The sequence below is a fragment of the Metabacillus sp. Hm71 genome (assembly GCF_051842955.2).
Taxonomy (GTDB): domain Bacteria; phylum Bacillota; class Bacilli; order Bacillales; family Bacillaceae; genus Metabacillus.
On record NZ_CM200278.1, the window covers coordinates 493017 to 519524 of the forward strand.

Below are 26508 nucleotides of genomic sequence, written 5' to 3' on the forward strand. Positions count from 1 at the left end.
CATCGCTATTGTGTTATAGAAACATATTGATTATAATTTTAAAAGATAGAAAATTCTAATATTTATGACAAGGGGGTAAAGCATTTGGAACAATTTGTTACTAGCTTAAATGAAATTCTTTGGAGTACACCGGTAATTTACATATTAATTATCGTGGGATTAGCTTTTTCTTTTTTAACGCGATTTTTACAAGTAAGGCATGTGAAAGAAATGGTGAGGCTCATGTTTCAGGGCAAAAGCTCAGAAGCCGGTGTATCCTCCTTCCAAGCACTTTCAATGGCGTTATCTGGACGTGTTGGAACAGGTAATATAGCTGGTGTTGCGACTGCCATCGCCTTTGGTGGGCCTGGTGCGGTATTTTGGATGTGGGCAATTGCCTTTCTAGGTGCGTCTACCTCTTATATTGAGTCGACATTGGGGCAAATTTACAAAGAAAAGCAAGATGGGCAGTATCGCGGGGGGCCTGCCTATTATATTGAAAAAGGGCTAGGAATCAAATGGTTTGCGGTGCTTTTTGCCTTTGCTGCAATTGTTGCAATGGCTATATTAATGCCTGGTGTTCAAGCCAATTCAATTGCCATAAGTGTGGAAAATGCGTTTGGCATCTCTCCCGCTATAACCGGTTTAGTTATTGTTCTTTTATTAGCTTTCATTATTTTTGGCGGTGTTAAGCGGATTGCAAATGCTGCGCAAATTATAGTGCCATTTATGGCTTTAGGCTATATTTTATTATCTATTGCGATTGTACTTATGAATATTTCAGAATTACCTGCAGTTATTTCACTTATTTTTAGAAGTGCATTTGCTTTAGATTCTGCCTTTGGCGGGATTATCGGGATGGCCATTTCATGGGGAGTAAAGCGCGGTTTATACTCTAATGAAGCAGGTCAAGGTACTGGGCCGCATTCCGCTGCAGCTGCTGAGGTTTCTCACCCTGCAAAGCAAGGATTAGTACAAGCAGCCTCAATCTATATTGATACATTGCTTGTCTGTTCCGCAACAGCATTTATGATCTTAATTACGGGAATGTATAATACGCAAGCGGAAGATGGCTCGTTCATTGTCAATAATTTAGGGGAAGAGGTAGAGGGCCCGGGCTTTACACAAGCTGCTATCGATTCTGTATTTCCGGGATTCGGAGCAGGATTTGTTGCGGTAGCATTATTCTTCTTTGCCTTTACAACGATTATGGCTTATTACTATATTGCAGAAACAAATATTGCCTATCTCGCGCGTGGCAAAAATATGAAAGTGGCAGCATTTTTCCTAAAACTGGTCATTATCGCAGCATCCTTCTATGGGGCTGTAAAAACGGCTGCATTAGCTTGGGCATTAGGGGATGCCGGATTAGGGCTAATGGTTTGGCTCAATATTATCGCGATTGTATTCTTGGCAAAACCGGCCTTAGTGGCATTAAAGGATTACGAACAACAAAGAAAGCAAGGATTAGATCCTGTATTTAACCCTAAAGCATTAGGAATCAAAAATGCAGACTTTTGGGAAAAGGAATATAAGAAGGAATCAGATCAAGATCAAGCGTCTTAATCAAAAGGGGCTGAAAAGTCCATTATAGTGTAGTATAACTCAAAATTAAAACCCAAGAATGTTGATATATACAGCATTCTTGGGTTTTCCTTTTTTCAAGATTGGGTTGAAAAGTTACTTTACGGACAGCCCCTTTTAATTGCTGTGAAGGATTGAAATAAACTTCCTTTAAATGTACATATTAAAAAAGAAATAAAAAGGAGGTAATATCATGTCTAAGCAAGGAAAACAAAATGAAAATCAAACAAGTCAGCAATTAGCAAAACAAAGTGGAAGAAATGATATTGAATTAGGCAGTGATATGCAAATTGGGAATAGCAGTCATCAAAGTCAAAAGAAGAGCGGAAAACAAGTAAATAAAAAATAGGTAAAAAGGCTGACCACAAATAAGGGTCAGCCTTGTAAAATCAATTCAATTTATTTTTCACCTCATCTGGAACACTATTTTCAGGAATAGCTCCAAACCATTCATTTCCGTCTTTTAACGTAAATTTAATAAAATACATTTGATTTTCTGAAATGTCGGTGAAATTCTCTAGAAGTGTTGAAATGATTTTCTGATCGTCAATTCTAATAGGTTGTTCACCTAACCTAAAAAGTTCATCTGGACTGTAGTATTCCTGTGTTTCATTCTTGTTTATTTTCGTGATTTCAGCCTTTGCGATTTCATTGCTAGTTATTCGAGCATCATCTAAATAGCCGTGTTGATCAAGCCAAGCTGAAGTGTCATCATATGATTTCTTCCAGCTAATTGAATATCCTTCATATTGGTGTCTGTCTTTGATTGATTTTGTTGAAAGCTCAAAATATCCCCATGGACTTACCGGACTTGTGAGTTCCTCAAAGGTTTGTGAGAGAAGTTCCTTTTTGAGGATGCTTGTAAGCTCGGTAATTTCCTTTGAATCTGTAATCGTTACGAATGATCCAGCCGGTCCATTTGGGATTACGCGAATGGCTGTAATGTCCTCATGTAATTGTGTATATTCAGGGAGGTTTATTTTATAATCCTCCGCCTCCATTACTGGTTTTAACTGATCCACCATGAGATTTGCCGGTAGTTTGTATTCTCGTGTAAATAGCTTTCCATTATTTAATCTGTAGGATATCATGATTTCCTGGATACCGATTTCATTCGTTAAGCCCTCAATCAATTCCTGCTGACTGATCATGTACTTATGCAAATTTCGAACATCCTGAATATAAAGCTTAGAATCTGAGTAAATATCTGCGCCTTTCAGCAACTGATCCTGCAGTTCGTATTTATTTCCAAAAGATACTTCACTAATTTGGTCCATTTGCGGCAGCTTCTTTTCATAGTTTATAATATCTGTTTTTATTCCAACGAATAGCAAAATAAAAATGATGCTGTAGCAAATAAAACCTGTAAACAGTCGGAAATGGAAGATTCTCCATGATTTTTGAAGTATCATTTCAGCAATTACATAACCTAGTAATGCTCCAATGCAATAACCAAAGATGATCCAATTCCAATGAAGGGACCCGGCAGCGGAGAAATAAGAGCCGCCAAAGATCATGCTGCAAAATGTTACCCCGTATTTAAACGCAGGCTTTAATATGGGAAAGGCAATTACTTCTGTTGCTTTTTCCAAATGTCTTGCTTTGTAAAGACCAATACCAATTAAGAAGAAACCAATCGTTAAAATGACATAAATAACAACCTCTAAGATAGTGAAAGGCTCCGAAGTAGTCCATAATTCAATAAAACGCATAAAGGGAGACAAGTAAGTTAATTTTTGCTCAATATAAAAAGCTGAATAGCCAAATAGTAAAAGAGATAAATTATAGTTTACTAGTGTTACCAGTCCAAGAGGTAAAAATAGAAAAATATACGTCAATACAGCCTGTGCACTTGACATTCCCGTTATCATTCCAACGGCAACGGTAAAAATAAACAACATGCTCGTAAATAAGATCATAAGTCCTGTCCATGATAGAAGCTCTTGAATTGTTAATATCGAGTGGAATTCTTTCATTGAATTCGTTGCAAAAAATAAGACAATGGATGTGAGTATAATTGGGATTAACAGTAACAGCAATCCGCTTAGAATATGGCTTAAATATATTGTCTCTCTGCGAATTGGCAAGCTGTGAACCATGTCAACAGATGCCTCATTTTGAAGGTATCGAAATAGAATTAAACCTGCTGCAACAGGGATAGAATGCAAGATGAGCACTTGCAGCTCTGTATTAATAAAAAAATAATTTTTATAGTCTTCGAATATGACATTTTCTCTGGATGGTAACTGCATGAGCTCAAGTGGGACGACGAATAACAGTAATAGAAAATAGATCAAGCTGATCCAGCCGTGCTGTCTCATATCCTGTTTTATAATGCCGATCTTAAAGAAGGATTTTTTCGATTTCATAGCCCACATCCTCCATTTCATAAATAAATATCTCTTCTAATGTTAAAGGCAATAAATCATATAAAAGGATCTCTGTTGAATGAATCACTTTATTAATTTCTTCTTTCTTTCCTTTTACAATAAGGAGCAGTACGCTGCCTCTTTTTTCTTGATGAAGGATGTTCAGCTTGCTCAGGAGATGTTCCTCATGTGTAGGATCAGATAGGGCCAGCTGAACTTTATGGGTATCTGATTTCAGATCATCGATTTCCTTCTCAATAATGATCTGACCTTTATGCATAATGCCAACGTGATCGCAAAGGTCTTCAATTTCACGAAGATTATGTGAGGAAATTAACACAGTCATTTCACGCTCTGCAACATCCTGAAAGAGCAGGTTTTTTATTTTTTGTCTCATGACAGGATCAAGTCCATCGATCGGTTCATCTAAAATTAATACATCTGGCATTGCAGATAAGGCAAGCCAAAAAGCAACCTGACGCTTCATCCCTTTAGATAAGCGGTGGACTTTTCTCCCCAATTCAATATTAAAAGCAGGTTTTAGCTGTTCAAACCGTTGCTGATTCCAATTCGGATAATATTCTTTATATTGGGCAGCCATTTGGGCAACGGTTATTTGTGGGAAAAAATATAACATATCTGGTATAAAGACAACACGTTCCTTTATTGCTGTGTTTTCGTACGCGGAAACACCATCAATTTTAATGGTTCCTTTATCCTGCCGGTTAATTCCTGCAATTATTTTTAAGAGAGAGGTTTTCCCTGCACCGTTTGAGCCGAGCAGGCCATAGATCGAACCTTTATGAACAGTCAGCGAAAGGTTCTTGACAGCATCATTTTTGTTGTATTTTTTACTAACGGAATGTACCTCGATCATTATTGTTTACCCCCTTTGTTTGGTGATTGGCTTCGTGAAACAGTACATATAAATCTTCCTTTGTTAATCCAAGGTAGATGGCTTCAGCGATTAACCTTTTAATATCTGTCTTTAATTCTTTCAGCCTTTCTTCATTTGGCATTTGTTCAATTGCTGAAACAAAATTGCCTTTGCCTTTAATCGAATAAAGAAAGCCTTGATTTTCAAGCTCGCGATAAGCTCTCTGAATCGTATTAGGATTAACGGTTAATTGACTTGATAGCATTCTAACAGATGGCAGCTGTTCATCAGGCTTTAAAATGCGATTAATAATGAGTTCTTTAATTTTATCGACTAATTGTTCGTAAATGGGCTTCCTGCTTCTTACATCTAACTGAAACATAAGTAACCCCCTTCGTATTAACTGTATTAATATGATTAATACAGTTTGATTTTACAGGATAAAAAAGGAAAAATCAATATCATGAAAAGATAAATAACGATATAATGTTAGACATAAATATGAGATGATGGAAAGAAGAGATAGAGATAATCAAGCTGAAAGGAAGGGACGAATACATTGCAGCATAGCGTTATTGAATCAGTCATCAATCAGCTTTTGCTACGATCTGGTTCTTCAGCCGACGTGGTTGTAGAATCAACGTTTCCTGATGGACGCCTTGTAGGGGGGAAGTATCATCTAGGTACTCATACGATTACCTTATATCTTAATACAATAAAACAGCAGTGTGTGCAGCTGTTTGCGACAGATCAATATTATTTAGACTATCTTATGATTGTTACAGCACATGAATTAGGTCATGCCGAGGATCAAGAGCTGGTCGAATTATGTGATCAGCTCGATGAATGTACGACCAAGGCTGAAAGAAATAAAATTTCTCTTAGAATTGAAGAAAATGCTTGGCGGTATGCCAGAGCTCTTTTAAAGGGTATGGATACTACTATTGTAGAAACTGTGGTTTTCCATTCCTTGAAACCATATTATGAGGAAATGGATAAGGAGATTGCGTAAGAGATGGATAAAGGGACTCACTTGGGATGTCAGTCCCTTTATTTATCGTTTTCTTCACTTGCAGAGTCTTGTTTCGTTTTATGTTTTTGCTTTTCCTCGCGTCTTTCCTTTTTTAGGTCCTCCATGGGAATAGGGTCTACCGTTTGTTCACTTTCATAGCGTTCAAATAATGTTTTTTCCTTCGTTTTATATTGCTCAGGATGATCTGTTTCTTTTCTTTGTGGCTTATTTGCTTCTTTCATATCTATCACCGCCTTAAAGTGTATAGTTCTTAATACCACATTTTCATAGAAGAAAAACATTCCAAGGGCATTTTTTTTAGCATGGAATGAATGTTTTGCTATACAATAGAATCATACTTTTTAGAAGGATAGGATAAATAATGAGTATATTACAAGTTGAAAATTTATATAAAACATATGGCGATAAAGTTTTATTTGATCATATTTCCTTTGCGATCGCGCCCAAGCAGAGAATTGGCTTAATTGGTGTAAATGGAACAGGAAAATCTACTCTATTAAAGGTGATTGCCGGAATAGAATCAGCAGATTCCGGTGAATTGACACATTCAAATTCAATTCGGATTGAATATTTACCACAGGATCCAGAGCTGACGGAAGGATTGACCGTATTAGAACAAATCTATTACGGGGATGCTCCGATCATGCAAGTCATGAGAGAGTATGAGCTAGCATTAAGTGAGCTTGAGGAGGATCCTGAAAATGAAATGAAGTTAAAGCGACTCATGGCCATGCAGCAAAAAATGGACCAGCATGATGCTTGGGAAGCGAATACGGTTGCCAAAACTGTCTTAACAAAGCTTGGTGTTACAGATTTTACGAAGCAAACCACTTATCTTTCTGGTGGTCAAAAGAAACGTGTGGCGATTGCCAAAGCGCTTATTCAGCCAGCAGATTTGTTAATATTGGATGAGCCTACAAACCATCTTGATAATGAAACAATTGAATGGCTTGAAGGATTTTTAGCTCAGTATAGAGGATCGATCATGCTGATCACCCATGATCGTTATTTTTTAAATCGAGTAACCAATCAAATTTTTGAGCTTGATCAAGGAAAGCTATACACATATTCCGGAAATTATGAAGTATTTCTTGAAAAGAAGGCGGAAAGAGAAAGCAATGATGAACAAGCTGAAGTAAAACGACAAAATTTATTGAGACGTGAACTTGCATGGCTGCGTCGCGGCGCTAAAGCAAGGTCGACAAAGCAAAAGGCGCGAATTGGCCGGGTGGAGGAGCTGAAGGAGCAAAAGGGTTCGGCTGCAAGCAAGGATCTTGATTTTGCGATTGGTTCGGTACGCTTAGGGAAAAAGGTATTAGAGCTGGAGCATATTTCGAAAGCCTATGATGGCAAAAAGCTAATCGATGATTTTAGCTATTTGGTGACACCAGGAGAAAGGCTGGGGATTATTGGGCCAAATGGCAGCGGGAAATCAACGCTTCTCAATATTATGGCAGGTCGAATACGAGCTGATGAAGGCACAATTGATGTAGGAACGACTGTGAAAATTGGCTTTTATACACAGGAGCATGAAGAAATGGATGGCGATCTTCGTGTTGTAGAGTACATTAAAGAAACGGCAGAGATTGTCCATACCATTGATGGCCAGGTTATCACAGCTGAACAGATGCTTGAGCGCTTTTTATTCTCGCGCTCAGCACAGTGGACATATATCCGCAAGCTTTCCGGTGGAGAAAAGCGGCGTCTTTATTTATTAAAGGTTTTAATGGAAGAGCCAAATGTTCTTTTCCTCGATGAGCCTACAAATGACCTGGATACACAAACTCTTAGTGTATTAGAGGATTATCTGGATCAATTTCCAGGCGTTGTTCTTACAGTATCACATGATCGCTATTTCCTTGACCGTGTCATTGATCACTTGCTTGTATTTGAAAAAGATGGGCAAATAAGCCGCTTTCAAGGGAGCTATACAGACTATTTAGAAGCAAGCAAGCTGCAGGAAATGCAACAGGAAAATGAAGTTACAACTGAAAAACCTGCTTATAAAAAGGAGAAGAAAAAACGTCTTTCTTATAAGGAACAGCAGGAATGGGAGCAAATTGAAGATAAAATCGCCGGCCTGGAGGAAAGAAAAGAGCAGCTTGAGCAGGAAATTGCTGCTGCTGGAAGTGATCTTGGCAAAGTGCAGGATTTGTATAAGGAACAAGAACGAATCGAAGAAAAATTAGAAGAAGCAATGGAACGCTGGGAGGAATTATCCCTGCTTGTTGAAGAGATTGAACAGGAAAATTAAGCAGGAAGGCCATTTTTAAGGCCTTCCTGCTTTGCTATACTTATAAAAAGGAGCGTGATCATATGGATGTTTTCTCTATCATTGCTGAAGATAAAATCCGCAAAGCAATTGAAGAGGGAGAGTTTAATCATTTGCCAGGTCAGGGAAAACCTCTGAAGCTGGAAGATTTATCACATATCCCGGAAGATCTTCGCGTTGCCTATAAGGTATTGAAAAATTCAAATATGTTACAGGATGTTGAGCGCTTGAAGGAAGAATTAATGACAATTGACGATTTGCTTGCTGCCTGTGATAGCAGTGATGAAAAGGAGACACTTTTTAAGAAAAAGCATGAAAAGCAACTGAGGTTAGAAGCAATCTTAAACAAAAGGAAAGCCCTTGATTCACCAGCGTCAGCATTTTATAAAGAGAGGCTATTAGATCGTTTTAAAAAGTAAAGGATGACCCGAGGATACTTAGATAAGAAAAATTAAATGGGAAAATGAGTGATATTTTTTGATTCTTTGCACATTCTAACTAAAAAAAAGGTGCGATAGGATTGAAAAACGCAAAATGGTATATAGTTGGTTTGATGGTCTTGCCATGGTTAAGCTTTCCTTTGATCGGTCGGAGATCATTTAGGAAATATTGGGCTTCATCCTTATTTATGTCTTGTTTTGTAGCAGCAGAAAGCTACCTAGCTAGAAAAAGAAAATGGTGGTGGGTTTTTGAGAAAATCTTTCCGGTTGGAATCGGTGAGCTTCCTCTCATTATCGGACCGTTTTTTATCGGCACGATCTGGATATTGAAGCTGACTCACAGAAGCTTTACGCTATATCTCCTTGTTAATGCAATGGTGCATTATTTTTTTAGTTATTTTGTTCTCGATTTTTTTAAGAATTTAGGGATCGGTGCATTGGTTCGACTTAAGCGGTATCAATTAATGCTTATTTTCTTAGGCAAGTCCATTATTTTATACGGTGTACAAAAAGGAATAGATAAAGTTAGCTATTCAATGAAAAAAGCAGGAGATGCATCATAATATGACCTTCTGCTTTTTTTATTTTAGTTGCTTTATAAAGGAACATTTTACAGGGGATAAAGGACATTTCACTTAATAATAGATAAGGAAAATTGGCATAGAAAAGAGTTTACAATCCCATCATTACGCATTTTTCAAGATTCTCTCTGCAAAGGCTAGGGTAAATTAATTGTGATGAAGGAATGCTTTTCTACATACATCTTGTACAAAGGTTAAAGTGCTGGTATGAGGATTATCTTTAAATAAAACAAGGAGGAGAGGTATAATGAAAAAATCATTTTTTTTATGGATGCTTTTGGCTGTGTTTATGACCATTACTGCATGTGTGGATGCAGCTGAACAAGTAAATGAACCAATAGATGAAGACAATAAGCAAGTCGAGGAAAATAAAGGTGAGAAGGAAGGTTCAGAAACTGAGCCAGAAGAAGGCAATCAAGACGATCAACCTGAAGCTGATCCGAAGGAAATCATTATGGAAAAGTCAAAGAACGTATTGCAAGCTTTAAAGGAGAAAAATGGGGAAAAGCTTGCAAGCTATGTACATCCAGAAAAAGGTGTATTATTTTCCCCTTATATTTATGTGGAGGGTAAAGCGATTACGTTTGACAGCGAAAAAATGAAAGGGTTTTTCCAAGATTCGCAAACCTATACATGGGGGAGCCAGGATGGCAGCGGGGATCCGATAGAGTTAACACCAAGCGATTATTATCAAAAATATATTTATAACGATCACTTTGATCAGGCGGATGAAATTGTATTTGATCCAAAGGAACCAAGAGGTAATTTGAAGAGAAACCTGACTGAGGTTTTTCCCGATTCACATACTGTTGAATATTATATAGCAGGCACAGAAGAGTATGGGAATATGGATTGGAAGGCATTAAACTTAGTATTTGAACAGGATGAAAAAGGAGAATGGAAGCTTGTTGCCATCGCCCATGATCAATGGACGATCTAATAAGAAAAGCGAAAGGCGCTTAGCATTCGTCGACTAGACCCTAGATGCAGTTAAAAATTATCTCTTAACTGCACTTGCACGTCCTGTGCTTCACTGATGGCGCCTGGAGCTAGACACCAAAACTAAGTACAAATTTTTTTCTTATCACTTAGAGAAGAAAAAGTTTCACACCCTTTAGGCCTTTTTAATAAGATATAAAAAAGCCTAGAAGGGAGGAGAAGTTGATGCTGCAATGGCTTTTTCTATCGCTTCTGATTGTAACAATCGTCAGTTTGTTGGCTATTGGCTTGCTTTGCCGCCTTCTTCTTTCACCAAAACGGTTTTCATATGAAACAACCTATAAGCTCGGCATAGAGAAGGGTGAGTTTGATGATCAACTCTTTCACGCCACACCGAAAGAGGAGTTGTTTATCGATTCTTACCATGGGTATAAGCTGCATGGAATGTTTTTCCCAGTGACAAAAGGCAAAAAAGTAATCATCATTGCTCATGGGATTACATGGTCATTGTTTGGGAGCTTTAAATATGTAAAGATGTTTCAGAAAAGAGGCTTCCATGTCCTATTATGTGACCATAGGTACCATGGGTTGAGCGGCGGGAACTATACATCATACGGTTATTTTGAAAAGGATGACTTACAAGCATGGATTGACTATTTAGCAGAGCGAATAGGAGACAATGCTTTTATTGGTTTACTGGGAGAATCGCTTGGAGCGGCATCTGCATTAGAAATTAGCAAGCGTGATCATCGCGTAAGTTTTTGTATTGCCGATTGTTCCTTCAGCGATTTTCAATCACTTTTAAGGCTAAAGCTAAAAATGAATACAAAGCTTAAGCTATACCCGCTCATTAATATTGTTAGCTTTCTTATAAAACTTCGTCATGGCTGGAGCTTCCCAGATATCTCCCCAATAAAAGGACTGGAAAAAACGAAAACACCGATTCTTTTCATACATGGTAAGGAAGATTCGTTTATACCCTTGCAAATGACAATAGATATGTTTAAGCGGAAAATAGGGAACAAGAAATTATACTTAGTGCCTCGTGCTGGTCATGCGGAAGCCTATAATACAGATCCGAGAGGCTATGAAAACAAAGTGATTGAATTTATTAAGGATATTGAGGAAGTATGCAATCGGGATCATGCTAATCTTACTTTATAGATTGCAGAAACAGATGAAAGAGGCTGTTTCGGCAGCCTCTTTCTTCAATCTTTATTTTCCCGATTTTCATCAGGTAAAGGGTCAATTCGGTAGGCGTCTTCAGCGTTGACTGCTGTTTTCAAGGTATGAAGAAAAAGTCCAATTGAAATGATGAGCAATCCGACTAAACTAATAGTAGCTAACCACCAATCTAACATCATAACCTCCCCCTTTTTACATACATATGACGGGTTAAGGGAGGTCAGAATAGTTAATGTTAGCTTTTGCGAAGATTCCCAAGTTCTTCCGCAATGGCTTGCATTTCATTTGGGCTGAAAGAATTTCTTTTCATCACATGCTCGTAAATATCCTTAAGCTCTTCATACATTTCTTCGTCAAAATGTGAAGGCTTGATCGCACCAAGGTTCAGAACTCGTAGCTTTTCTTTAATTTGCTCAATCATGTATTCAACGTTTTCAACCGATTTTTCTGTAAGATTCACATGTTTCGCTCCTTTCTTCATCCATTTCTCAACAATTATGTTTATTGTAACATGAATGACGGATAAGCATACAAAAACTTGTTAATTATGAGGAACCCCTGCTTTACGTTTGATTCGAACTGTTACATACAGCAAACTCCAAAGAAAGATATTGACATCACTGATTAAACGCTTCCGAAACCACCACCTCATGATTGTATTGTGATCTTGAAAAGTCTGTCCTTTGAATACGCTTAATCAAGGATATTCTATAAATGGACTGGTCATGTCACCTTTTCAGATTGATTTAAGGAAAACTGTGTTAAAAAAGATTATGATAATAAAGAGCATCTCGGTTTTAATAATAAATTTTTGGGTAAAGTTTGATAGGAGGATAAGATGGTAAAAATTTTATTTGTTTGCTTAGGGAACATCTGCCGTTCCCCAATGGCAGAAGCAATTATGAGACATTTAATCCAAAAAGAGGGATTGGAAGGAAAAATAGCGGTTGATTCAGCAGGAACCGGTAATTGGCATATTGGCAAACCGCCCCATGAAGGAACTCGTTCGATCTTAGACAGAAATAATATTTCCTATGAAGGGCAAAAGGCTAGAAAACTTATGGAAGAGGACTTAACAAGCTTCGATTATATTATTGGCATGGATAGTGAAAATATAGGGAATATTAGGCGGTTAGCAGGTTTTAAACAAACAGGCAAAATTGCACGTCTTATGGACTATGTCGAAGACCATCCGATTGCCGATGTTCCAGACCCTTACTACACGGATAATTTTGATGAAGTGTATGAAATGGTGCAAAAAGGCTGTGAAAATTTGTTAAAAGAAATCAAAAAAATATACAATTTTTAAAATTGGAGGGACAAACAGATGGCAAACGAGAATAAACTGTTAACAGGGATGCTTGTAGGCGCTGTAATTGGTGCAGCTGTATCACTTTTGGACAAACGTACTCGCGAGGATGTCATTCAATCTTGCAAAAAGGTCTCTTCTAAAATGAAAGGATATATCGATCAGCCAACAACGCTTACAACAGATGTAAAGAAGAAAATAGATGAAGCAAAAGATATTGTTCAGGAAGTATCGGATGATCTTTCTTTTGTAAATGAAAAGGTGAAGGAGCTAAAGGAAACAACTCCGCAAGTGGTCAATATGATACAAGAGACAAGGGATCGATTCATGACAAAACGAGAACAATCGTGAGGTGATGCAAATTGCAAAAGGAAAACTCATTTCTAAAAGAATTAATCCTGCGATTCACCAGTGATGAGGTAGCAGGGCTTGCTGCACAGCTATCTTACTTTTTTCTTCTATCCTTGTTTCCATTCCTTATTTTCCTGATTACATTAATCGGTTACTTACCGATTTCGCAAGATGAAGTGTTAGGAACGATTGAGCATTTTGCGCCAGGGCAGTCAATGCTGATTATTGAGCAAACATTAGATCAAATCATCAATCAAAGAAATGGCGGCCTTCTGTCTTTCGGGATTCTCGCTACGCTTTGGTCAGCTTCTAATGGACTCAATGCTATTGTTAGGGCTTTTAATAAAGCCTATGATGTAGAAGAAACAAGGTCATTTCTTGCAGCGCGCGGTATGGCTATCCTACTTACAGTGGCAATGGTGTTTGTCATCGTTGTAGCCTTATTATTACCAGTGTTTGGCCGGGAAATTGGATTAATTATCTTTTCGAACTTTGGGTTTTCTGATGAATTTTTAACAATTTGGAATACCTTGCGATGGTTGGTCAGCGGAATCATTTTGTTTATTGTTTTTTCCGTTCTTTACTATGCAGCACCGAATAAGCATTTACATATTAAAGACGGCTTGCCAGGATCTTTTGCGGCAACAATTGGCTGGATTGCTGTCTCCTTAGCGTTCTCATATTATGTGGCAAACTTTGCAAATTATAGTGCCACTTATGGCAGCATTGGCGGTGTTATTGTGCTGATGATTTGGTTTTATTTATCTGGAATGATCATAATATTAGGCGGTGAGCTGAATGCGCTGTTATATAAAAGGAAGCATGCAGCTTAATTGAATTCCAGTTATTTATACTTATACAGCATTCCCCCTTGAGGAATAGTAATGAGTGAAGACATCAAGTCTTTACTTCCAATGAAAAGCGGGGGATCATCAGATGACAAAACATACAAAAAAAGGCGGAAGCCATACAAAGCAAAATTCTAAACAAAAATCAAAGAATAAAACAAGCGGTAGTGCAAACGGTCAAAACGGCTACCATTAAAATAAAAACGGGATGGCTCTTGGATTGATCCAATAGCCATCCCGTTTTTTACTCAGAAAACTCCATAAAACTGTTATATACCGTACTATAAATATGCTCAATATCCTCATCAGTCATATAAAGAAGTGTCTCCTTGTCAATCTCCTTCATTGTTTTGATAAATTCAATCATATTCTTACGTTCTTGCCTGTTCATCATTTCAACCATCTCCCTTTATTGTTATGATACAGTTTATTATTTGTAATTGTATTATATAACAGAATGTTTGAGATGTTAATCATTTTTTTGAATTATTGGAAATTTTTTTTGTGGAGGGAAATTGAAGTGTGGATAGAGGGAAGGGAGTTGATGGGATAGGGTATTTGGTAGGTAGTGATACCGGCGGGATCCGGGATATATCGGCGAAATCTGAAATATATCGGTGGAATCTGGGATATATCGGCGGAGTCTGGGATATATCGGCGAAATCCAGGATATATCAGCGAAATCCGGGATATATCGGCGGAAATCTGAAATATATCAGCGAAATCCGAAATATATCGGCGGAATTCGAAATATATCAGCGGAATCCGGGATATATCGGCGGAAATCTGAAATATATCGGCGAAATCCGGGATATATCGGCGAAATCCGGGATATATCGGCGAAATTCGAAATATATCAGCGAAATCCGAAATATATCGGCGGAATTCTAAATATATTGGCGGAATCCGAAATATATCGGCGGAATTCTAAATATATTGGCGGAATCTGGGATATATCGGCGGAATCTGGGATATATCAGCGGAATCCGGGATATATCGGCGAAATCCGGGATATATCGGCGGAAATCCGAAATATATCAGCCAAACCCCAATATATATAGCAAAAATCAATATCTGCACATACTAAAAAAAGAGCTGACAAATGCCAGCCCCAATAATCTTATTGAAAAGAAGTTGCTTTTTCCTGCTTATATTCGGATTGCAGACTCTTAGGTCGATAAGCGGTAATGGTGAAAAAGATGACAAACAGCATACCGCTGATAATAAGAAAATAGCTGATGTCCTCGGTGTACTCAATAAACATCCCGCCTAAATATGGGCCAACTAAGCTTCCGACACTAAAGGCAACCCCGCATAGCAGATTGCCGGCAGGCAGCAAATCTTTAGGCATTAGGTCTGTCATATAACTGATTCCTAATGAAAAGGTTGAGCCTACCGCCATTCCTGCAATAAAGAGGCAAACGGATAAAGCGCTAACAGACTCCTCTAAAAAGCTTGCTGCTGAAAAGCTGATGGCCCCAACAAATAATATCGTCATTAAAATCGTTTTTCTGCCAAATTTATCGCTTAGCATACCAAGCGGCAGCTGGAACACAATCGCGCCGATCGCAAAGGAAAATAATAAAACAGATATGCTTGAGACTTCAAGTCCGATTCGTAAGCCGTATACAGGGAAGCTGCCGTTCAAGGATGATTCCAAAAACCCGTACCCTAGTGGAGGCAGAAATGCGACCCAGCCAAATGTAAAAGCATGTCGAAACCGTTTTAATGATTCCTTCATCGTGTTTACCTCGATGGTTTGTTCTGGAAAATCATTCTTTAACAGAAAAAGAAAGACCCAGCCAATAAAGCAAAGCACAGAAGAGATGATAAACGGCAATGCTTCATGAATGGCGATTAACGGTGTCATTAAGGGCCCCACCGAAAAGCCAATACCAAAGAATAACCCATATAGGGAAATGTTTCTGCCCCGTTTACTTTCTGGTGAAAAAGAGGTAATCCATGTCTGTGTCCCAAAATGTAAGGCATGGTCGCCAATTCCGATCAATAGCCGTAAAACAAACCAAAACCAAAATGATTCCCAAAGTGGAAATAACCCAAGAGACACAACAACAATCGCGCCACCAAGAATAATGATTGGCTTAAAGCCGAATTTTCGAAGCGGATATTCCATGAAAGGTGATACTAAAAGTATACCAATATATAATGCCGTTGCATTTAAGCCATTTAAAGCTGATGAAACTCCGTTATTTTCAAATATAACAGCAATTAACGGAAGAAGCATTCCCTGGCTAAATCCTGATATACCAACAATTGAAACAAGAATCCAAAAACGCAAAGACTGTTTAGTCATATATTATACCTCTTATTTTTAATGTAGTTACCTATGAATATTATTATGAAATAAGGAATAATTCAAGAATCGAAAAACCTCACTATCTTTTTTAAAAGTTGTTTTTCCTATACAATTTAAGTAAAAAATGGAGGAATCAAAGATGGAATTTAAAATGAAGGAAACTGGCTTTTATACGACAACAGGATATGGTGAACTGCATGTAGCAGGGGACGAGACTTATGGACATCGACCGTATCAGCTAATGGCAGCTTCTATCGCAGTATGCAGCGGCAGTGTATTACGAAAAATTTTAATGAAAAAAAGAATGGAGATTAAAGATTTAACCATTTCTACAAAAGTTGAACGAAATGAAGCAATGGCAAACCGAATTGAAAAAATCCAGCTTCATTACCGAATTAAGGGAGAGAACTTAGATCCTGAGAAAATTCAAAAATCAGTTGAGGTAGCAAGTAAAAATTGCCCTATGGCACAATCGGTACAGGGAAGCATTGAGATTGAAGAAACGTTTGAATTAGAGGATTAAATAAATCAACACCTTTCTAAAATAAATGAATGGATAAACTCACCTTTAATTACATAAAATACCGATATGCAAATTTTTATCCACATTATGGAATCTATAAAGGAATGATTGTAATACGATTTAGAGTGTAGGTTTTTAATTTGTGGTAATGAGGTATTTTATAGGGTAGAGAGGGAAGTCATTCTATATAAGGAAAGGTGAAGGCTAATGGCAAATCGAATTTTTACTCTTATCGTATTAATTGGTTTACCACTTTCGGTCATCGGGAGTATTTTCCACTGGCCATCGGTGATTATGTTTGGCGTCTATTGTATAACGATTATTGCATTAGCAGGTTTTATGGGCAGAGCAACTGAGAGCTTGGCCATCGTAGCCGGTCCCCGTATTGGGGGATTATTGAATGCCACATTTGGGAATGCGGTCGAGCTGATTATCTCAATTTTTGCATTAAAAGAAGGTCTTGTAGGAGTTGTTTTAGCCTCTTTGACGGGATCTGTACTGGGCAACCTCCTGTTAGTTGCAGGACTAAGCTTTTTTGTTGGGGGTTTAAAGTTTAAGCGACAGGAATTTAGTATTTATGATGCGCGTCATAATTCCGGGCTTTTAATGTTTGCGGTTATTGTGGCATTTGTCATTCCTGAAGTCTTTTCAATGGAAATGACTGAAACGCAAACCCTATCATTAAGTATCGGGATATCGGTTATCTTAATTATTTTATATTTAGCGGCATTGCTGTTTAAGCTTGTCACTCACCGCGGGGTATACCAACATAAAACAGATGTCGTAGAAGAGCATGAGGAGCCGGAATGGACAAAGGGGAAGGCTTTAATCATCCTATTGCTTTCAACAGTTGCTGTAGCCTATGTCTCAGAAAATCTCGTACATACCTTCGAATCTGTTGGTGAAAGTTTCGGCTGGTCAGAGCTGTTCATAGGGGTTATTATCGTTGCGATTGTGGGGAATGCTGCTGAGCATGCTTCTGCGATCATTATGGCCTATAAAAATAAGATGAATATTGCTGTTGAAATCGCCGTCGGTTCAACATTGCAAATCGCGATGTTTGTTGCACCATTACTTGTGATCATATCCCTATTTTTCACTCAAAAAATGCCGCTGGTCTTTACATTGCCGGAGTTAATCTCAATGGCAACTGCAGTTTTGCTAACGATCTCTATTACAAATGATGGAGATACAAACTGGTTTGAAGGGGCGACCTTGTTAGCTGCCTATATTATTATGGGGATAGGATTCTATTTACTATAATGAATGAAAACAGTCTGGCTCCGCTATGCGGGGCTATTTTCAGTTTTTAGACAAAAAAAGAACTCTGTGCAAATGCACAGAGCCATCAATTTGTGTAGGACGAAACAGATAACTAGAGAAATTGGTAACGCTTGCAAAAAACATTAACAAAATTCTAGGGACACTCTATCGTATGTCTTAATGATACATTATCATGATAAATTTGTAAATATTCTATTTATTTTTATTTCATGTTTTAAAGTAATGATTGTCCGCATATTGTATAGCATTTGCAGAAAGGAACGTAACAATGAAAATTAAAATCTTATTTTATGTGATTGGACTCTTTTTAATGGGACTTGGTGTTACCCTCACGATTAAAGCAGAATTAGGGGCTGGTGCATGGGACGCTTTAAATGTAGGGCTTTCAAATGCGATTGGATTAACGGTTGGCAGCTGGGTCATTATTATAGGGATTCTCTTGATGTTTTTAAATGCTTTTATTGTAAAGGGGAAACCAAAACTTCTTGCACTTATCACCATCCTTCTTATTGGATTTTCGGTTGACTTTTGGTTAGTGGTCGTAATGAGAAATATTGAATTTGAGCTGCTTCATCATCAGCTGCTATCCCTTTTGGGAGGGATCGTTTTTATAGCAATTGGAGTTTCAATGTATTTGCAAACAGATTTTCCGGCAAACCCTATCGATCAATTAATGATTTCATTGCACGAACGATTTCACTTAAACTTTATGGTTGGGAAGACGATTGGAGAGGTATGTGCACTGATCCTTGCTTTTTTTATGCAAGGCCCAATTGGAGCAGGAACGATTTTAATCACCTTTTTGATTGGTCCTTTTATACAATTAATTAACGTCCCTATCGCAAGAAGATATGAAATGTTAATCAAAAGATAAAAATTTTGGATAAACTAATAAACACTTGAAAACACTAAGGATAAGCATGATGAAAGGAGTAGAAAGTATGAAAAGATGGTTGCTCATTTCTGTAGTATTGCTTTTATCATTTAGTTTTTCAAGTGCTGTGCTTGCAGAAGGAAAACAACAAAAGCCTAAAATGCCAGGCTCGGTTATGGAGATATCGAAGGAAAATACCTATCCAAACCCTACACAGGATTTGCCATATCTTCAACCAAGCGAGCTTACTAGAAGCTTGATTGAGACTTCAGAGGTTCCAATTGAAAACCCGGATTTAATCAAAATCCTAAATGAATCAACGATTGCCGATGCTCCGTTAGCATTCGGTTACCGGGCAACAATTTTTTTAGGAGAATGGGCGCTAAATTATGAATCAACTGAAACAGCGACAAATTGGGAATATCAAAAGATCAATACGAATTACCAAGATAACCGAGGCGGGAAAGGACCGGTTCAGGTTCATTATAGGCAGGAAGCACAAAAATCTGTCAAAGGCGGGTTAACGGCAAAGGTGCCAGAGGCAGAGCATGTGAAAAAAATGATGCTGCTAACGGCGATGAAAAAAACAAATCTGCCGCTTGCATTTGAGACGATTATTGGTGCCGGAACAAAGAAAGACCAAGTATATAATATCCCTCCGAAAAAATTAGGGTATTTATATGCTTATGCACCTGCTGTGAATGAAAAAGGAAAGGTGACTTACGGAGAAGTCTACTTAGTTTTAAAGGGCAATAAGAAAAGCATTGTGGTCAAAAATGTAACCTCCCAAGGGATCGGTGCTTGGATACCGCTCCAAGACCATGCATCATTTGGTTTTGTTACCTCAGATCGGCCGAGATAATGGAAGCATAGGGATCAATGCGCGTGTGCGTGTTGGTCTTTTTTAATGAAAAAAGCAGAAAGAGAATCCTATAGAATAGGAGGTATTCATATGTATAGAATTTTTCTATTTGCGATCATCATCACTATCTTATTTCCAAGCATGATGTTTGCTGAGGGAATTCCAGCTGAAAAACTCAAAGCTGCATTTATTCGTGATGGAGAGCTTTGGACATTGATAAACGGTGAAGAAAATCAAGTGACAAATAACCGCAGAGTTTCGTCCCCTAAATGGTCCTATGATGGAAAGTGGCTGCTTTATCAACAAGAGGATGCATCGGATCAACAAGTCTCCATTTGGGCGTACCGAGTTGATACGGGCGAAAAGAAAAAGATCTTTTATAATGGGTATTCCGCAACATGGGCACCGCAAAAAAACATTATTGCGTTTAATGACAGGGGAATTTTAAATATTTCTGATTTTAAGCAGTTTTATAACATCGCAACCGGTGTGAACAGTTATACATGGTTACCTGATGGAAGCGGATTTCTGCTTTCATCCTCAGGGGTTCTTCGCCCGGATGGATGGACAAGTGCGATCCTTTTTACAAAAAAAGTAAAACCTCCTTATAAGGACATCATCTTATTTGGAGGAGTTGATCATTTTTTCACGCTACCAAGAGAAATTGGACACAACAATAATAAAATCATCGCCGTTTATGCCGCTGATTTTACCTACTCACCAAGTAATAAATGGATTTCATTTATTGTTTCACCAACAGCTTCCTGGTCAATGGACAGCAATATGCTATGTGTCATTTCACAGGATGGGAAGGATTTTGAGGTGTTAGATGAAATTATTTTTGAAGTGGGTGAGCCGAAGTGGGCGCCAACAAAGGATATCATTGCTTACATTGCCGGAGGCGGGCGGATCGTTTATGGCTTTAAGGATAAAAAGTTGAGGATGAAGGAAATGTCTGTAAATGGTTCACTCACTCCGGAACATTATACAGAGCTTGATTTTACTTGGATCAATGATCAGAAAATCCTCACATCCCGGGTGAAAGAAACGGAATGGTCAAATAACTTTAGTAAACATCCTTTGCCGTCCCTTTATCTAATTGATATTGAAACCAATAAACAAACCAGAGTAACCTCGCCGCCAAAAGGATTTGGAGATTATCATCCTCAAAGTATCCTCTCAGCCAAAAAGCTCATTTGGTTAAGAGGCCGTTCTCTTACAGATCAAAACAGGGATGTTTGGATTTCAGAACCAAATGGGGAAGATGCGAAAAAATGGTTGGAAAATGTTGAGATGATCGAAATCTATGAAAAGAACTGAATCAACCTTGATTCAGTTCTTTTACCATTTCAGCTTCTTTTTGCTGCAGCAAAATTTGTCCTTCTGCAAGACCAATCTTTGCATCATATAAAGCTTGAGCAATGATTTTTCTTGCCTCTTTTGCCGTACTCCAGTAATACTGATCATCAACAAGCCCGATCACTGTATATTCATATCCGTGAAATCCTGCATTTAGTGAGGTCATTCCAAATACTTGGAAGGACTCAATAATATTTCCTTCTAGATCACGTTTTAAACAATGTTCATATTGTTCATTGATCGTTTCACATGCTTTTTCCAGCACAGCCCAGACTCTTTCAGGATTTTCGCGAAATCTCACAACAACGCGTTCAATTACTCGCATTCGGTCAATATTATAATTTTGAATTTGTTTAATTTCGCCGTTGCTAATCGTTAACAGCTTGCCGCTCCATTCACGTACTTTTAAGGAACGAAGGCCAATTTCTTCTACAGTACCATTAAATGTATTATTAATCGTAATGAAGTCCCCTTGATGAATTTGCTTTTCATAAATTAAAAACAATCCTGCTAGAATATCCTTTATTAAACTTTGGGCGCCAAAGCCAAGAATGATCCCAGCTACTCCAGCACCAGCCAAAATGGAACCGAAATTATCCACAAATTGCGAAACAATATACAGGATAAAACAAATCGTCGCTGTATACCTTGTAAGAGACTGCATCATGCTCTCAATCGTTTTTTCCTTCCGTTCTTCAATAAAGCTTGTTTTTTGAAAGAACTTCCGAATGACAATATTTATTAGAATGACGCTGATCCATAGGCCAACTGCAACCACGACAACATCAAATATAGCTAATTCCTTGAATTTATTAAACTGTTCCATGTCGTATTTGTCACCTTATAGTTTTGATTTTCGTTCTGTAAAATCAACATCCTTATAATAACTATTCTTTACAAGGATATTAGGTCCTAGACATTTTACTGAAGGGCAGTGGCAATTAAGTGACTTTGCTAATGCTGAATCCATCCATTTATCATAAGCTGACTGCAGGGAATTGTCCTGGATATTGCCTAAAGGAGGAGCATCGCCAAAATCAGTGACAATAATATTTCCATCAAAAATATTAACATTTAACCGGGAGCGGCCATCCGGATCATTTCGGACTGTAACATTTTTACTTTCACTTAGCCGTTTAATCAGTGCTAAATCTTCCTGATCATCACTACATGCATAAAAAGGCAATGTACCAAAAAGCATCCAGACATTTTCATCGCGAATGTCTAATAAATGGTGAATCCCTTTTCGCAATTCCTCTAAGGATAGGGTTTCTAAGCTGCTTGCAAAATCACTAGAATACATTGGATGAATTTCATGGCGCTGACAAAGCATTTCTTCAACAATTTGTTTATGGATTTTTTCAATATAAGGAAGTGTGCGCTTATTTAGCATCGTTTCAGCGGAAACAATCACACCGGCTTGAACAAGTGCCCGGCTATTTTCGATCATTCTTTCGAATAACGCAGCCCTTTGTTGATAAGTTGGTTTCCGATCCATAACCGCAAAACCAACCTCGACAAATTCATCAATTGTTCCCCAATTATGTGAAATATGTAAAACATCTAAATAAGGGATGATCTTTTCATAGCGTTTTAAATCAAGCGTCAGGTTCGAATTTATTTGGGTACGAATGCCGCGTTCATGGGCATACTTTAAAAGAGGGACAACATACCCGTCAACCGATTTTAACGAAAGCATTGGTTCACCGCCAGTAATGCTAAGCGAGCGAAGAGTAGGCACTTCATCTAATCGTTTTAAAAGCAAATCAAGCGGCAGAGCATTGGGATCCTTCGGTTGTAATGTATAACCAACCGCACAGTGCTCACAACGCATATTGCATAACGTAGTAGTCGTAAATTCGATATTTGTTAACGACATATTTCCATATTGCTCAACATCCAAATAAGCTTCCCATGGATCATATGAGGTTGTAATTGGTTTTAATAACTTTATTGCATTCATGAGGATACTCCTTTGTTTTGCTTAACTATAAAATTCATATATTGTGGATAGCGCTTCGGCATCCAGCTACAGCGCCTAGCTTACTCTAAGGTCAAGCCAAATTGGAATTGAAGGCAAAGAACGCCTTCGATTCAGGAGCGTTTTATGCTTGTCGCCTTGCGCTTTTCTTAATAGCATACCAACCATTTTATCATGAACATTTAATGTTATCACTATTTGAGGACATTCAAAATATAAGGATATAGTTGTCAGAAAAAGGCTTATAAGCTACGATAGTAAAGTTGAAAGGAGAGGTAGAATGGGAAACGCTGTTCAAGATAAGGATTCACAACTATCTTATTTAAAAAACCGATTGAATATGTTTATGGAAGTACTTGATTCAATGGACCCGGAATCTACAGATGTAAATGATATAGACCGTTTATTGCAAATGCTTGACGACCTTGAATTTAAGTATGAGCAATTTAAGAAGGATTGGGATAAAGAGAAGGAGGGCGGACACTGATGGGGTGTCGGCTCTTTTTTATTTGAACCTCTTTACTTAGTTTTTGTGTCTAGCTCCGAAGCACAGGACGTGCAAGTGCAGGCAGTGCGACAGGACGTCGCGTATTTGACTGCCAGCGCCTAGCGACTAATGAACTTCATCCTCCTCGTATGCGGAAGTCAACATCGAATCGCTATCGCTCTTCGTGTTTCCTTTGCCGCACCTTAACGGGCAGTAAGAGTGTATGCCTTAGAAAAATATTGATTGAAACTGCCCGTAAAGGTCCGATAAGTCTCGCTAACCATCAGTAGGAAAAACACCTACTGATGGTAGTCTCGCTTTAGCTCATACGGAGTGCTCTTTTTTCTACGTCGCTGGGCAGGCGCTTCCACCTTTCTAGTGAAAGCGCTTTGAATAGATCTTTTCAATAAATATCGGAAGGAGTATAATAAAAATTGAGAGAATTGACCGAAAGATAAAAAATTAGAGGGGCTAAAGCTTGCATTTTAAGGGTTGAATGTACGCTTGTGCTTAAAGGGGAGAACCGAGATGAAGAATTTTTATGAAAGCATGTATCAATTGGTAGTTGAAACATCGACCAATCTGCCAAAAGACGTAAGAAGAGCAATTGCTGCTGCAAAACTAAAAGAAAGTGCCGGTACACGCTCGGCGATGTCGCTTGCAACGATTACCAATAATATTAAAATGGCGGATGACAATATTTCACCAATCTGTCAGGACACAGGTCTGCCAACGTTTAAATTGAAGGTTCCTGTTGGCGCCAATCAAATTGAAATGAAAAAGGAAATCAAACGTGCTATTGAGCAAGCAACGAAGGATGGAAAATTACGTCCAAACTCTGTTGATTCGATTTCAGGTACGAACAGCGGGGACAACCTTGGAGAAGGAACACCTGTTATTAAATTTGAGCAATGGGAAAAGGATTATATTGATGCACGTCTTATTTTAAAAGGCGGCGGCTGTGAAAATAAAAATATTCAATATAGCCTGCCATGCGAGCTTGAAGGATTAGGTAAAGCTGGAAGAGATCTTGATGGCATTCGTAAATGTATTATGCACTCTGTTTACCAAGCACAAGGTCAAGGCTGCAGCGCCGGCTTTATTGGCGTTGGAATTGGCGGAGACCGGACAAGCGGTTATGAACTTGCAAAAGAACAGCTCTTTAGAAGAGTCGATGATGTGAATGAGCGTGAAGATTTACGCCAGTTAGAAGAATATGTGATGAAACATGCCAATGAGCTGGGAATCGGCACAATGGGCTTTGGCGGGGAAACAACTTTGCTTGGCTGTAAAATCGGTGTTATCAATCGTATTCCAGCAAGCTTCTTCGTTTCTGTTGCTTACAACTGCTGGGCATATCGCCGCCTTGGTGTTTATATTGACCCAGAAACTGGTTCAATCAATGAGTGGCTTTATCAAGATGGTGAAGAGGTAGAATTTGCTGAAAATGAAGTAGCAGCTGCTAATGAACAAGTGGAGGCACCTCGAGAAGTTGTGCTTGAAGCGCCAATTACAGAAGAACAAATTAGAGAACTTAAGGTCGGCGACGTAGTTCGAATCAACGGCATGATGTACACAGGCCGCGACGCGATTCATAAATATTTATCTGAGAATGATTCACCTGTTGATTTAAATGGACAAATTATTTATCACTGCGGACCTGTCATGATGAAGGATGACGACGGCAACTACCATGTGAAAGCGGCTGGACCTACAACAAGCATTCGTGAGGAGCCATATCAAGGAGATATTATGAAACGCTTCGGAATCCGCGCCGTTATCGGAAAAGGCGGCATGGGTCCAAAAACACTGCAAGCATTAAAAGAGCACGGCGGCGTTTACTTAAATGCAATTGGCGGAGCTGCTCAATACTATGCAGATTGCATCAAATCCGTAGAGGGTGTCGATTTCATGCAATTTGGTATTCCAGAAGCAATGTGGCACCTAAAAGTAGAAGGCTTCACAGCCGTTGTAACGATGGACTCTCATGGTAACAGCTTACATGCAGATGTTGATAAATCTTCATTAGAGAAGCTTGCACAATTTAAAGAACCGGTGTTTAAATAAAATTTAAATGGAAGGAAGACTTGGGGGAACTTGGGTCTTCTTTTTTTATTACTAAAAAAATGCTCACTTGGAATTTTTTACTCTGTATGGAAAAACGACCTCAATAAACACTATAGATAACGAGAAAAGAATTGAGGAGAGAAGCAAGATGAAAAAATGGTCTTTTGCTGTAATTTTATTTTGTGTTATGTTTTTTTCGATGAATACTGTTTCTGCATATCCGAATAACCCAATTCATTGGGGATTTAAGAGAAGTCAAAATCATGAGCCTGCCTCAGCCGGGGAAGAATTAGATAAGCTTCTTGAAAAGCATGGTGCCTTTTATTTGGGAGATCCGACCAAAAAGGAAATCTACTTAACCTTTGATAATGGCTATGAAAATGGCTATACGGCCAAGGTTCTTGATGTATTAAAAAAGCATAAGGTCCCAGCAACATTTTTTATTACCGGCCATTATTTAAATACAGAGCCTGGGTTAGTGAAAAGAATGGTTAAGGAAGGGCATATTGTCGGCAACCACTCTTGGTATCATCCTGATTTAACGACACAGAGTGATGAGGAGCTAAAAGAAGAGCTTGAGTCAGTACGTCTTAAAGTAGAAGAGCTTACTGGACAAAAAGGGATGAGCTACCTGCGGCCGCCAAGAGGGATTTTCAGTGACCGTGTTCTTGCTGAATCAAAGGAACTTGGATATACCACTGTATTCTGGTCGTTGGCATTTATCGATTGGAAGGTTGATGCGCAAAGGGGCTGGAAATACGCTTACGATAATATTATGAGGCAAATTCATCCTGGTGCGATCCTTTTGCTTCATACGGTATCTAAAGATAATGCGGAAGCACTTGATCAAGCCATAACGGATTTAGAAAAACAAGGCTATATTTTTAAAAGCTTGGACGATTTAATGATCAATAAAGCGATCGATCACCCTTATCTTATTTCCCTTTGATAAGGGTTTTTCAATTGCTCTTGAATAGATTGGTTATG

The 26508-nt window shown here is 38.3% G+C and carries 30 protein-coding genes; 20 read left to right on the forward strand and 10 right to left on the reverse strand.

Annotation, left to right across the window (positions count from 1 at the left end; translation table 11 throughout):
* The first annotated feature begins 84 nt into the window (after positions 1-84).
* Positions 85-1545 (forward strand): alanine/glycine:cation symporter family protein, encoded by a 1461-nt coding sequence (locus ACSVDH_RS02530; protein ID WP_439253053.1) that lies wholly within the window; start codon positions 85-87, stop codon positions 1543-1545.
* 211 nt (positions 1546-1756) lie between these two features.
* Positions 1757-1912, forward strand: coding sequence for a hypothetical protein (locus ACSVDH_RS02535; RefSeq protein ID WP_299088900.1), 156 nt, complete (start codon positions 1757-1759; stop codon positions 1910-1912).
* Between the two features lie 40 nt (positions 1913-1952).
* On the opposite strand, the gene ACSVDH_RS02540 is transcribed toward ACSVDH_RS02535, so the two are convergent.
* Genes ACSVDH_RS02540 through ACSVDH_RS02550 form a run of 3 tightly spaced genes read right to left on the reverse strand, consistent with a single transcriptional unit; the run spans position 1953 to position 5191 of the window.
* Entirely contained in the window at positions 1953-3932 is a 1980-nt protein-coding gene (locus ACSVDH_RS02540; RefSeq protein WP_439253054.1) for a hypothetical protein, read from the reverse strand.
* The gene (locus ACSVDH_RS02545; protein ID WP_299088902.1) at positions 3907-4809 is read right to left on the reverse strand and encodes an ABC transporter ATP-binding protein; all 903 of its coding nucleotides are present in this window, start codon (positions 4807-4809) and stop codon (positions 3907-3909) included. Before ACSVDH_RS02545 ends, ACSVDH_RS02540 begins: the two co-directional genes overlap by 26 nt.
* A complete protein-coding gene (locus ACSVDH_RS02550; protein WP_299088904.1) occupies positions 4787-5191 on the reverse strand; it encodes a GntR family transcriptional regulator in 405 nt (134 codons plus the stop codon). The genes ACSVDH_RS02545 and ACSVDH_RS02550 overlap by 23 nt, the downstream gene beginning before the upstream one ends.
* Before the next feature lie 177 nt (positions 5192-5368).
* Here ACSVDH_RS02550 and ACSVDH_RS02555 point away from each other — a divergent pair, with 177 nt between their 5' ends.
* Positions 5369-5821 (forward strand): hypothetical protein, encoded by a 453-nt coding sequence (locus ACSVDH_RS02555; protein WP_439253055.1) that lies wholly within the window; start codon positions 5369-5371, stop codon positions 5819-5821.
* Positions 5822-5859: 38 nt separating this feature from the next.
* On the opposite strand, the gene ACSVDH_RS02560 is transcribed toward ACSVDH_RS02555, so the two are convergent.
* Positions 5860-6063 (reverse strand): YczO family protein, encoded by a 204-nt coding sequence (locus ACSVDH_RS02560; RefSeq protein ID WP_299088907.1) that lies wholly within the window; start codon positions 6061-6063, stop codon positions 5860-5862.
* 140 nt (positions 6064-6203) lie between these two features.
* Here ACSVDH_RS02560 and ACSVDH_RS02565 point away from each other — a divergent pair, with 140 nt between their 5' ends.
* The 5 genes from ACSVDH_RS02565 (at position 6204) to ACSVDH_RS02585 (ending at position 11238) form a co-directional block, all read left to right on the forward strand.
* Complete coding sequence (locus ACSVDH_RS02565; protein WP_439253056.1) at positions 6204-8096, forward strand: ABC-F family ATP-binding cassette domain-containing protein; 1893 nt, start codon at positions 6204-6206, stop codon at positions 8094-8096.
* 62 nt (positions 8097-8158) lie between these two features.
* Entirely contained in the window at positions 8159-8533 is a 375-nt protein-coding gene (locus ACSVDH_RS02570) for a DnaJ family domain-containing protein (protein ID WP_439253057.1), read from the forward strand.
* 101 nt (positions 8534-8634) lie between these two features.
* A complete protein-coding gene (locus ACSVDH_RS02575; protein WP_439253058.1) occupies positions 8635-9117 on the forward strand; it encodes a hypothetical protein in 483 nt (160 codons plus the stop codon).
* A 265-nt stretch (positions 9118-9382) separates the two neighbouring features.
* On the forward strand, positions 9383-10075 hold the full coding sequence (locus ACSVDH_RS02580; RefSeq protein WP_439253060.1) for a hypothetical protein: 693 nt from the start codon (positions 9383-9385) through the stop codon (positions 10073-10075).
* 224 nt (positions 10076-10299) lie between these two features.
* A complete protein-coding gene (locus ACSVDH_RS02585; protein ID WP_439253061.1) occupies positions 10300-11238 on the forward strand; it encodes an alpha/beta hydrolase in 939 nt (312 codons plus the stop codon).
* A 44-nt stretch (positions 11239-11282) separates the two neighbouring features.
* Here the strand turns inward: ACSVDH_RS02585 and ACSVDH_RS02590 are convergent, their stop codons facing one another.
* Both ACSVDH_RS02590 and ACSVDH_RS02595 read right to left on the reverse strand, forming a co-directional pair.
* Complete coding sequence (locus ACSVDH_RS02590) at positions 11283-11435, reverse strand: hypothetical protein (protein WP_299088915.1); 153 nt, start codon at positions 11433-11435, stop codon at positions 11283-11285.
* Between the two features lie 59 nt (positions 11436-11494).
* The gene (locus tag ACSVDH_RS02595) at positions 11495-11719 is read right to left on the reverse strand and encodes a DUF1128 domain-containing protein (protein WP_046589599.1); all 225 of its coding nucleotides are present in this window, start codon (positions 11717-11719) and stop codon (positions 11495-11497) included.
* Positions 11720-12097: 378 nt separating this feature from the next.
* Here ACSVDH_RS02595 and ACSVDH_RS02600 point away from each other — a divergent pair, with 378 nt between their 5' ends.
* Genes ACSVDH_RS02600 through ACSVDH_RS02610 form a run of 3 tightly spaced genes read left to right on the forward strand, consistent with a single transcriptional unit; the run spans position 12098 to position 13752 of the window.
* Positions 12098-12568: a low molecular weight protein-tyrosine-phosphatase gene (locus ACSVDH_RS02600; protein WP_439253062.1), complete on the forward strand. Its 471-nt coding sequence runs from the start codon at positions 12098-12100 to the stop codon at positions 12566-12568.
* 18 nt (positions 12569-12586) lie between these two features.
* The gene (locus ACSVDH_RS02605; RefSeq protein WP_299088918.1) at positions 12587-12919 is read left to right on the forward strand and encodes a YtxH domain-containing protein; all 333 of its coding nucleotides are present in this window, start codon (positions 12587-12589) and stop codon (positions 12917-12919) included.
* A gap of 11 nt (positions 12920-12930) precedes the next feature.
* Complete coding sequence (locus tag ACSVDH_RS02610) at positions 12931-13752, forward strand: YihY/virulence factor BrkB family protein (protein WP_299088919.1); 822 nt, start codon at positions 12931-12933, stop codon at positions 13750-13752.
* 259 nt (positions 13753-14011) lie between these two features.
* Here ACSVDH_RS02610 and ACSVDH_RS02615 read toward each other — a convergent pair whose 3' ends face one another.
* The gene (locus tag ACSVDH_RS02615) at positions 14012-14158 is read right to left on the reverse strand and encodes a BH0509 family protein (protein WP_439253189.1); all 147 of its coding nucleotides are present in this window, start codon (positions 14156-14158) and stop codon (positions 14012-14014) included.
* A gap of 131 nt (positions 14159-14289) precedes the next feature.
* Between ACSVDH_RS02615 and ACSVDH_RS02620 the strand changes: the two genes are divergently transcribed.
* Positions 14290-14658 carry a hypothetical protein gene (locus tag ACSVDH_RS02620; protein ID WP_518617457.1) on the forward strand — a complete coding sequence of 123 codons (369 nt, stop codon included), beginning with the start codon at positions 14290-14292 and terminating at the stop codon, positions 14656-14658.
* A 229-nt stretch (positions 14659-14887) separates the two neighbouring features.
* On the opposite strand, the gene ACSVDH_RS02625 is transcribed toward ACSVDH_RS02620, so the two are convergent.
* Positions 14888-16081, reverse strand: a complete 1194-nt coding sequence (locus ACSVDH_RS02625; RefSeq protein ID WP_439253064.1) for an MFS transporter — start codon at positions 16079-16081, stop codon at positions 14888-14890.
* A gap of 142 nt (positions 16082-16223) precedes the next feature.
* On the opposite strand from ACSVDH_RS02625, the gene ACSVDH_RS02630 reads away from it, so the two are divergent.
* From ACSVDH_RS02630 to ACSVDH_RS02650, 5 genes are all read left to right on the forward strand, one after another.
* Positions 16224-16607 (forward strand): OsmC family protein, encoded by a 384-nt coding sequence (locus ACSVDH_RS02630; protein WP_439253065.1) that lies wholly within the window; start codon positions 16224-16226, stop codon positions 16605-16607.
* A gap of 207 nt (positions 16608-16814) precedes the next feature.
* Positions 16815-17870, forward strand: coding sequence for a calcium/proton exchanger (gene cax, locus ACSVDH_RS02635; protein WP_439253067.1), 1056 nt, complete (start codon positions 16815-16817; stop codon positions 17868-17870).
* A 289-nt stretch (positions 17871-18159) separates the two neighbouring features.
* The gene (locus ACSVDH_RS02640; RefSeq protein ID WP_439253069.1) at positions 18160-18765 is read left to right on the forward strand and encodes a YczE/YyaS/YitT family protein; all 606 of its coding nucleotides are present in this window, start codon (positions 18160-18162) and stop codon (positions 18763-18765) included.
* Between the two features lie 67 nt (positions 18766-18832).
* Complete coding sequence (locus ACSVDH_RS02645) at positions 18833-19627, forward strand: YfkD famly protein (protein WP_299088926.1); 795 nt, start codon at positions 18833-18835, stop codon at positions 19625-19627.
* Between the two features lie 90 nt (positions 19628-19717).
* On the forward strand, positions 19718-20947 hold the full coding sequence (locus ACSVDH_RS02650; RefSeq protein ID WP_439253071.1) for a TolB family protein: 1230 nt from the start codon (positions 19718-19720) through the stop codon (positions 20945-20947).
* Between the two features lies 1 nt (position 20948).
* Here the strand turns inward: ACSVDH_RS02650 and ACSVDH_RS02655 are convergent, their stop codons facing one another.
* Together ACSVDH_RS02655 and yfkAB are read right to left on the reverse strand one after the other, a co-directional pair.
* Positions 20949-21812, reverse strand: a complete 864-nt coding sequence (locus tag ACSVDH_RS02655; RefSeq protein ID WP_439253072.1) for a mechanosensitive ion channel family protein — start codon at positions 21810-21812, stop codon at positions 20949-20951.
* 15 nt (positions 21813-21827) lie between these two features.
* Positions 21828-22949, reverse strand: a complete 1122-nt coding sequence (yfkAB, locus tag ACSVDH_RS02660) for a radical SAM/CxCxxxxC motif protein YfkAB (protein ID WP_439253073.1) — start codon at positions 22947-22949, stop codon at positions 21828-21830.
* Between the two features lie 298 nt (positions 22950-23247).
* Between yfkAB and ACSVDH_RS02665 the strand changes: the two genes are divergently transcribed.
* The 3 genes from ACSVDH_RS02665 to pdaA all read left to right on the forward strand — a co-directional run bounded on the left by ACSVDH_RS02665 (position 23248) and on the right by pdaA (position 26470).
* Positions 23248-23454: an SE1561 family protein gene (locus ACSVDH_RS02665; protein WP_439253075.1), complete on the forward strand. Its 207-nt coding sequence runs from the start codon at positions 23248-23250 to the stop codon at positions 23452-23454.
* 528 nt (positions 23455-23982) lie between these two features.
* A complete protein-coding gene (locus ACSVDH_RS02670; RefSeq protein ID WP_439253076.1) occupies positions 23983-25521 on the forward strand; it encodes a fumarate hydratase in 1539 nt (512 codons plus the stop codon).
* A gap of 187 nt (positions 25522-25708) precedes the next feature.
* Positions 25709-26470, forward strand: coding sequence for a delta-lactam-biosynthetic de-N-acetylase (gene pdaA / locus ACSVDH_RS02675; RefSeq protein ID WP_439253190.1), 762 nt, complete (start codon positions 25709-25711; stop codon positions 26468-26470).
* The last annotated feature ends 38 nt before the right edge of the window (positions 26471-26508 follow it).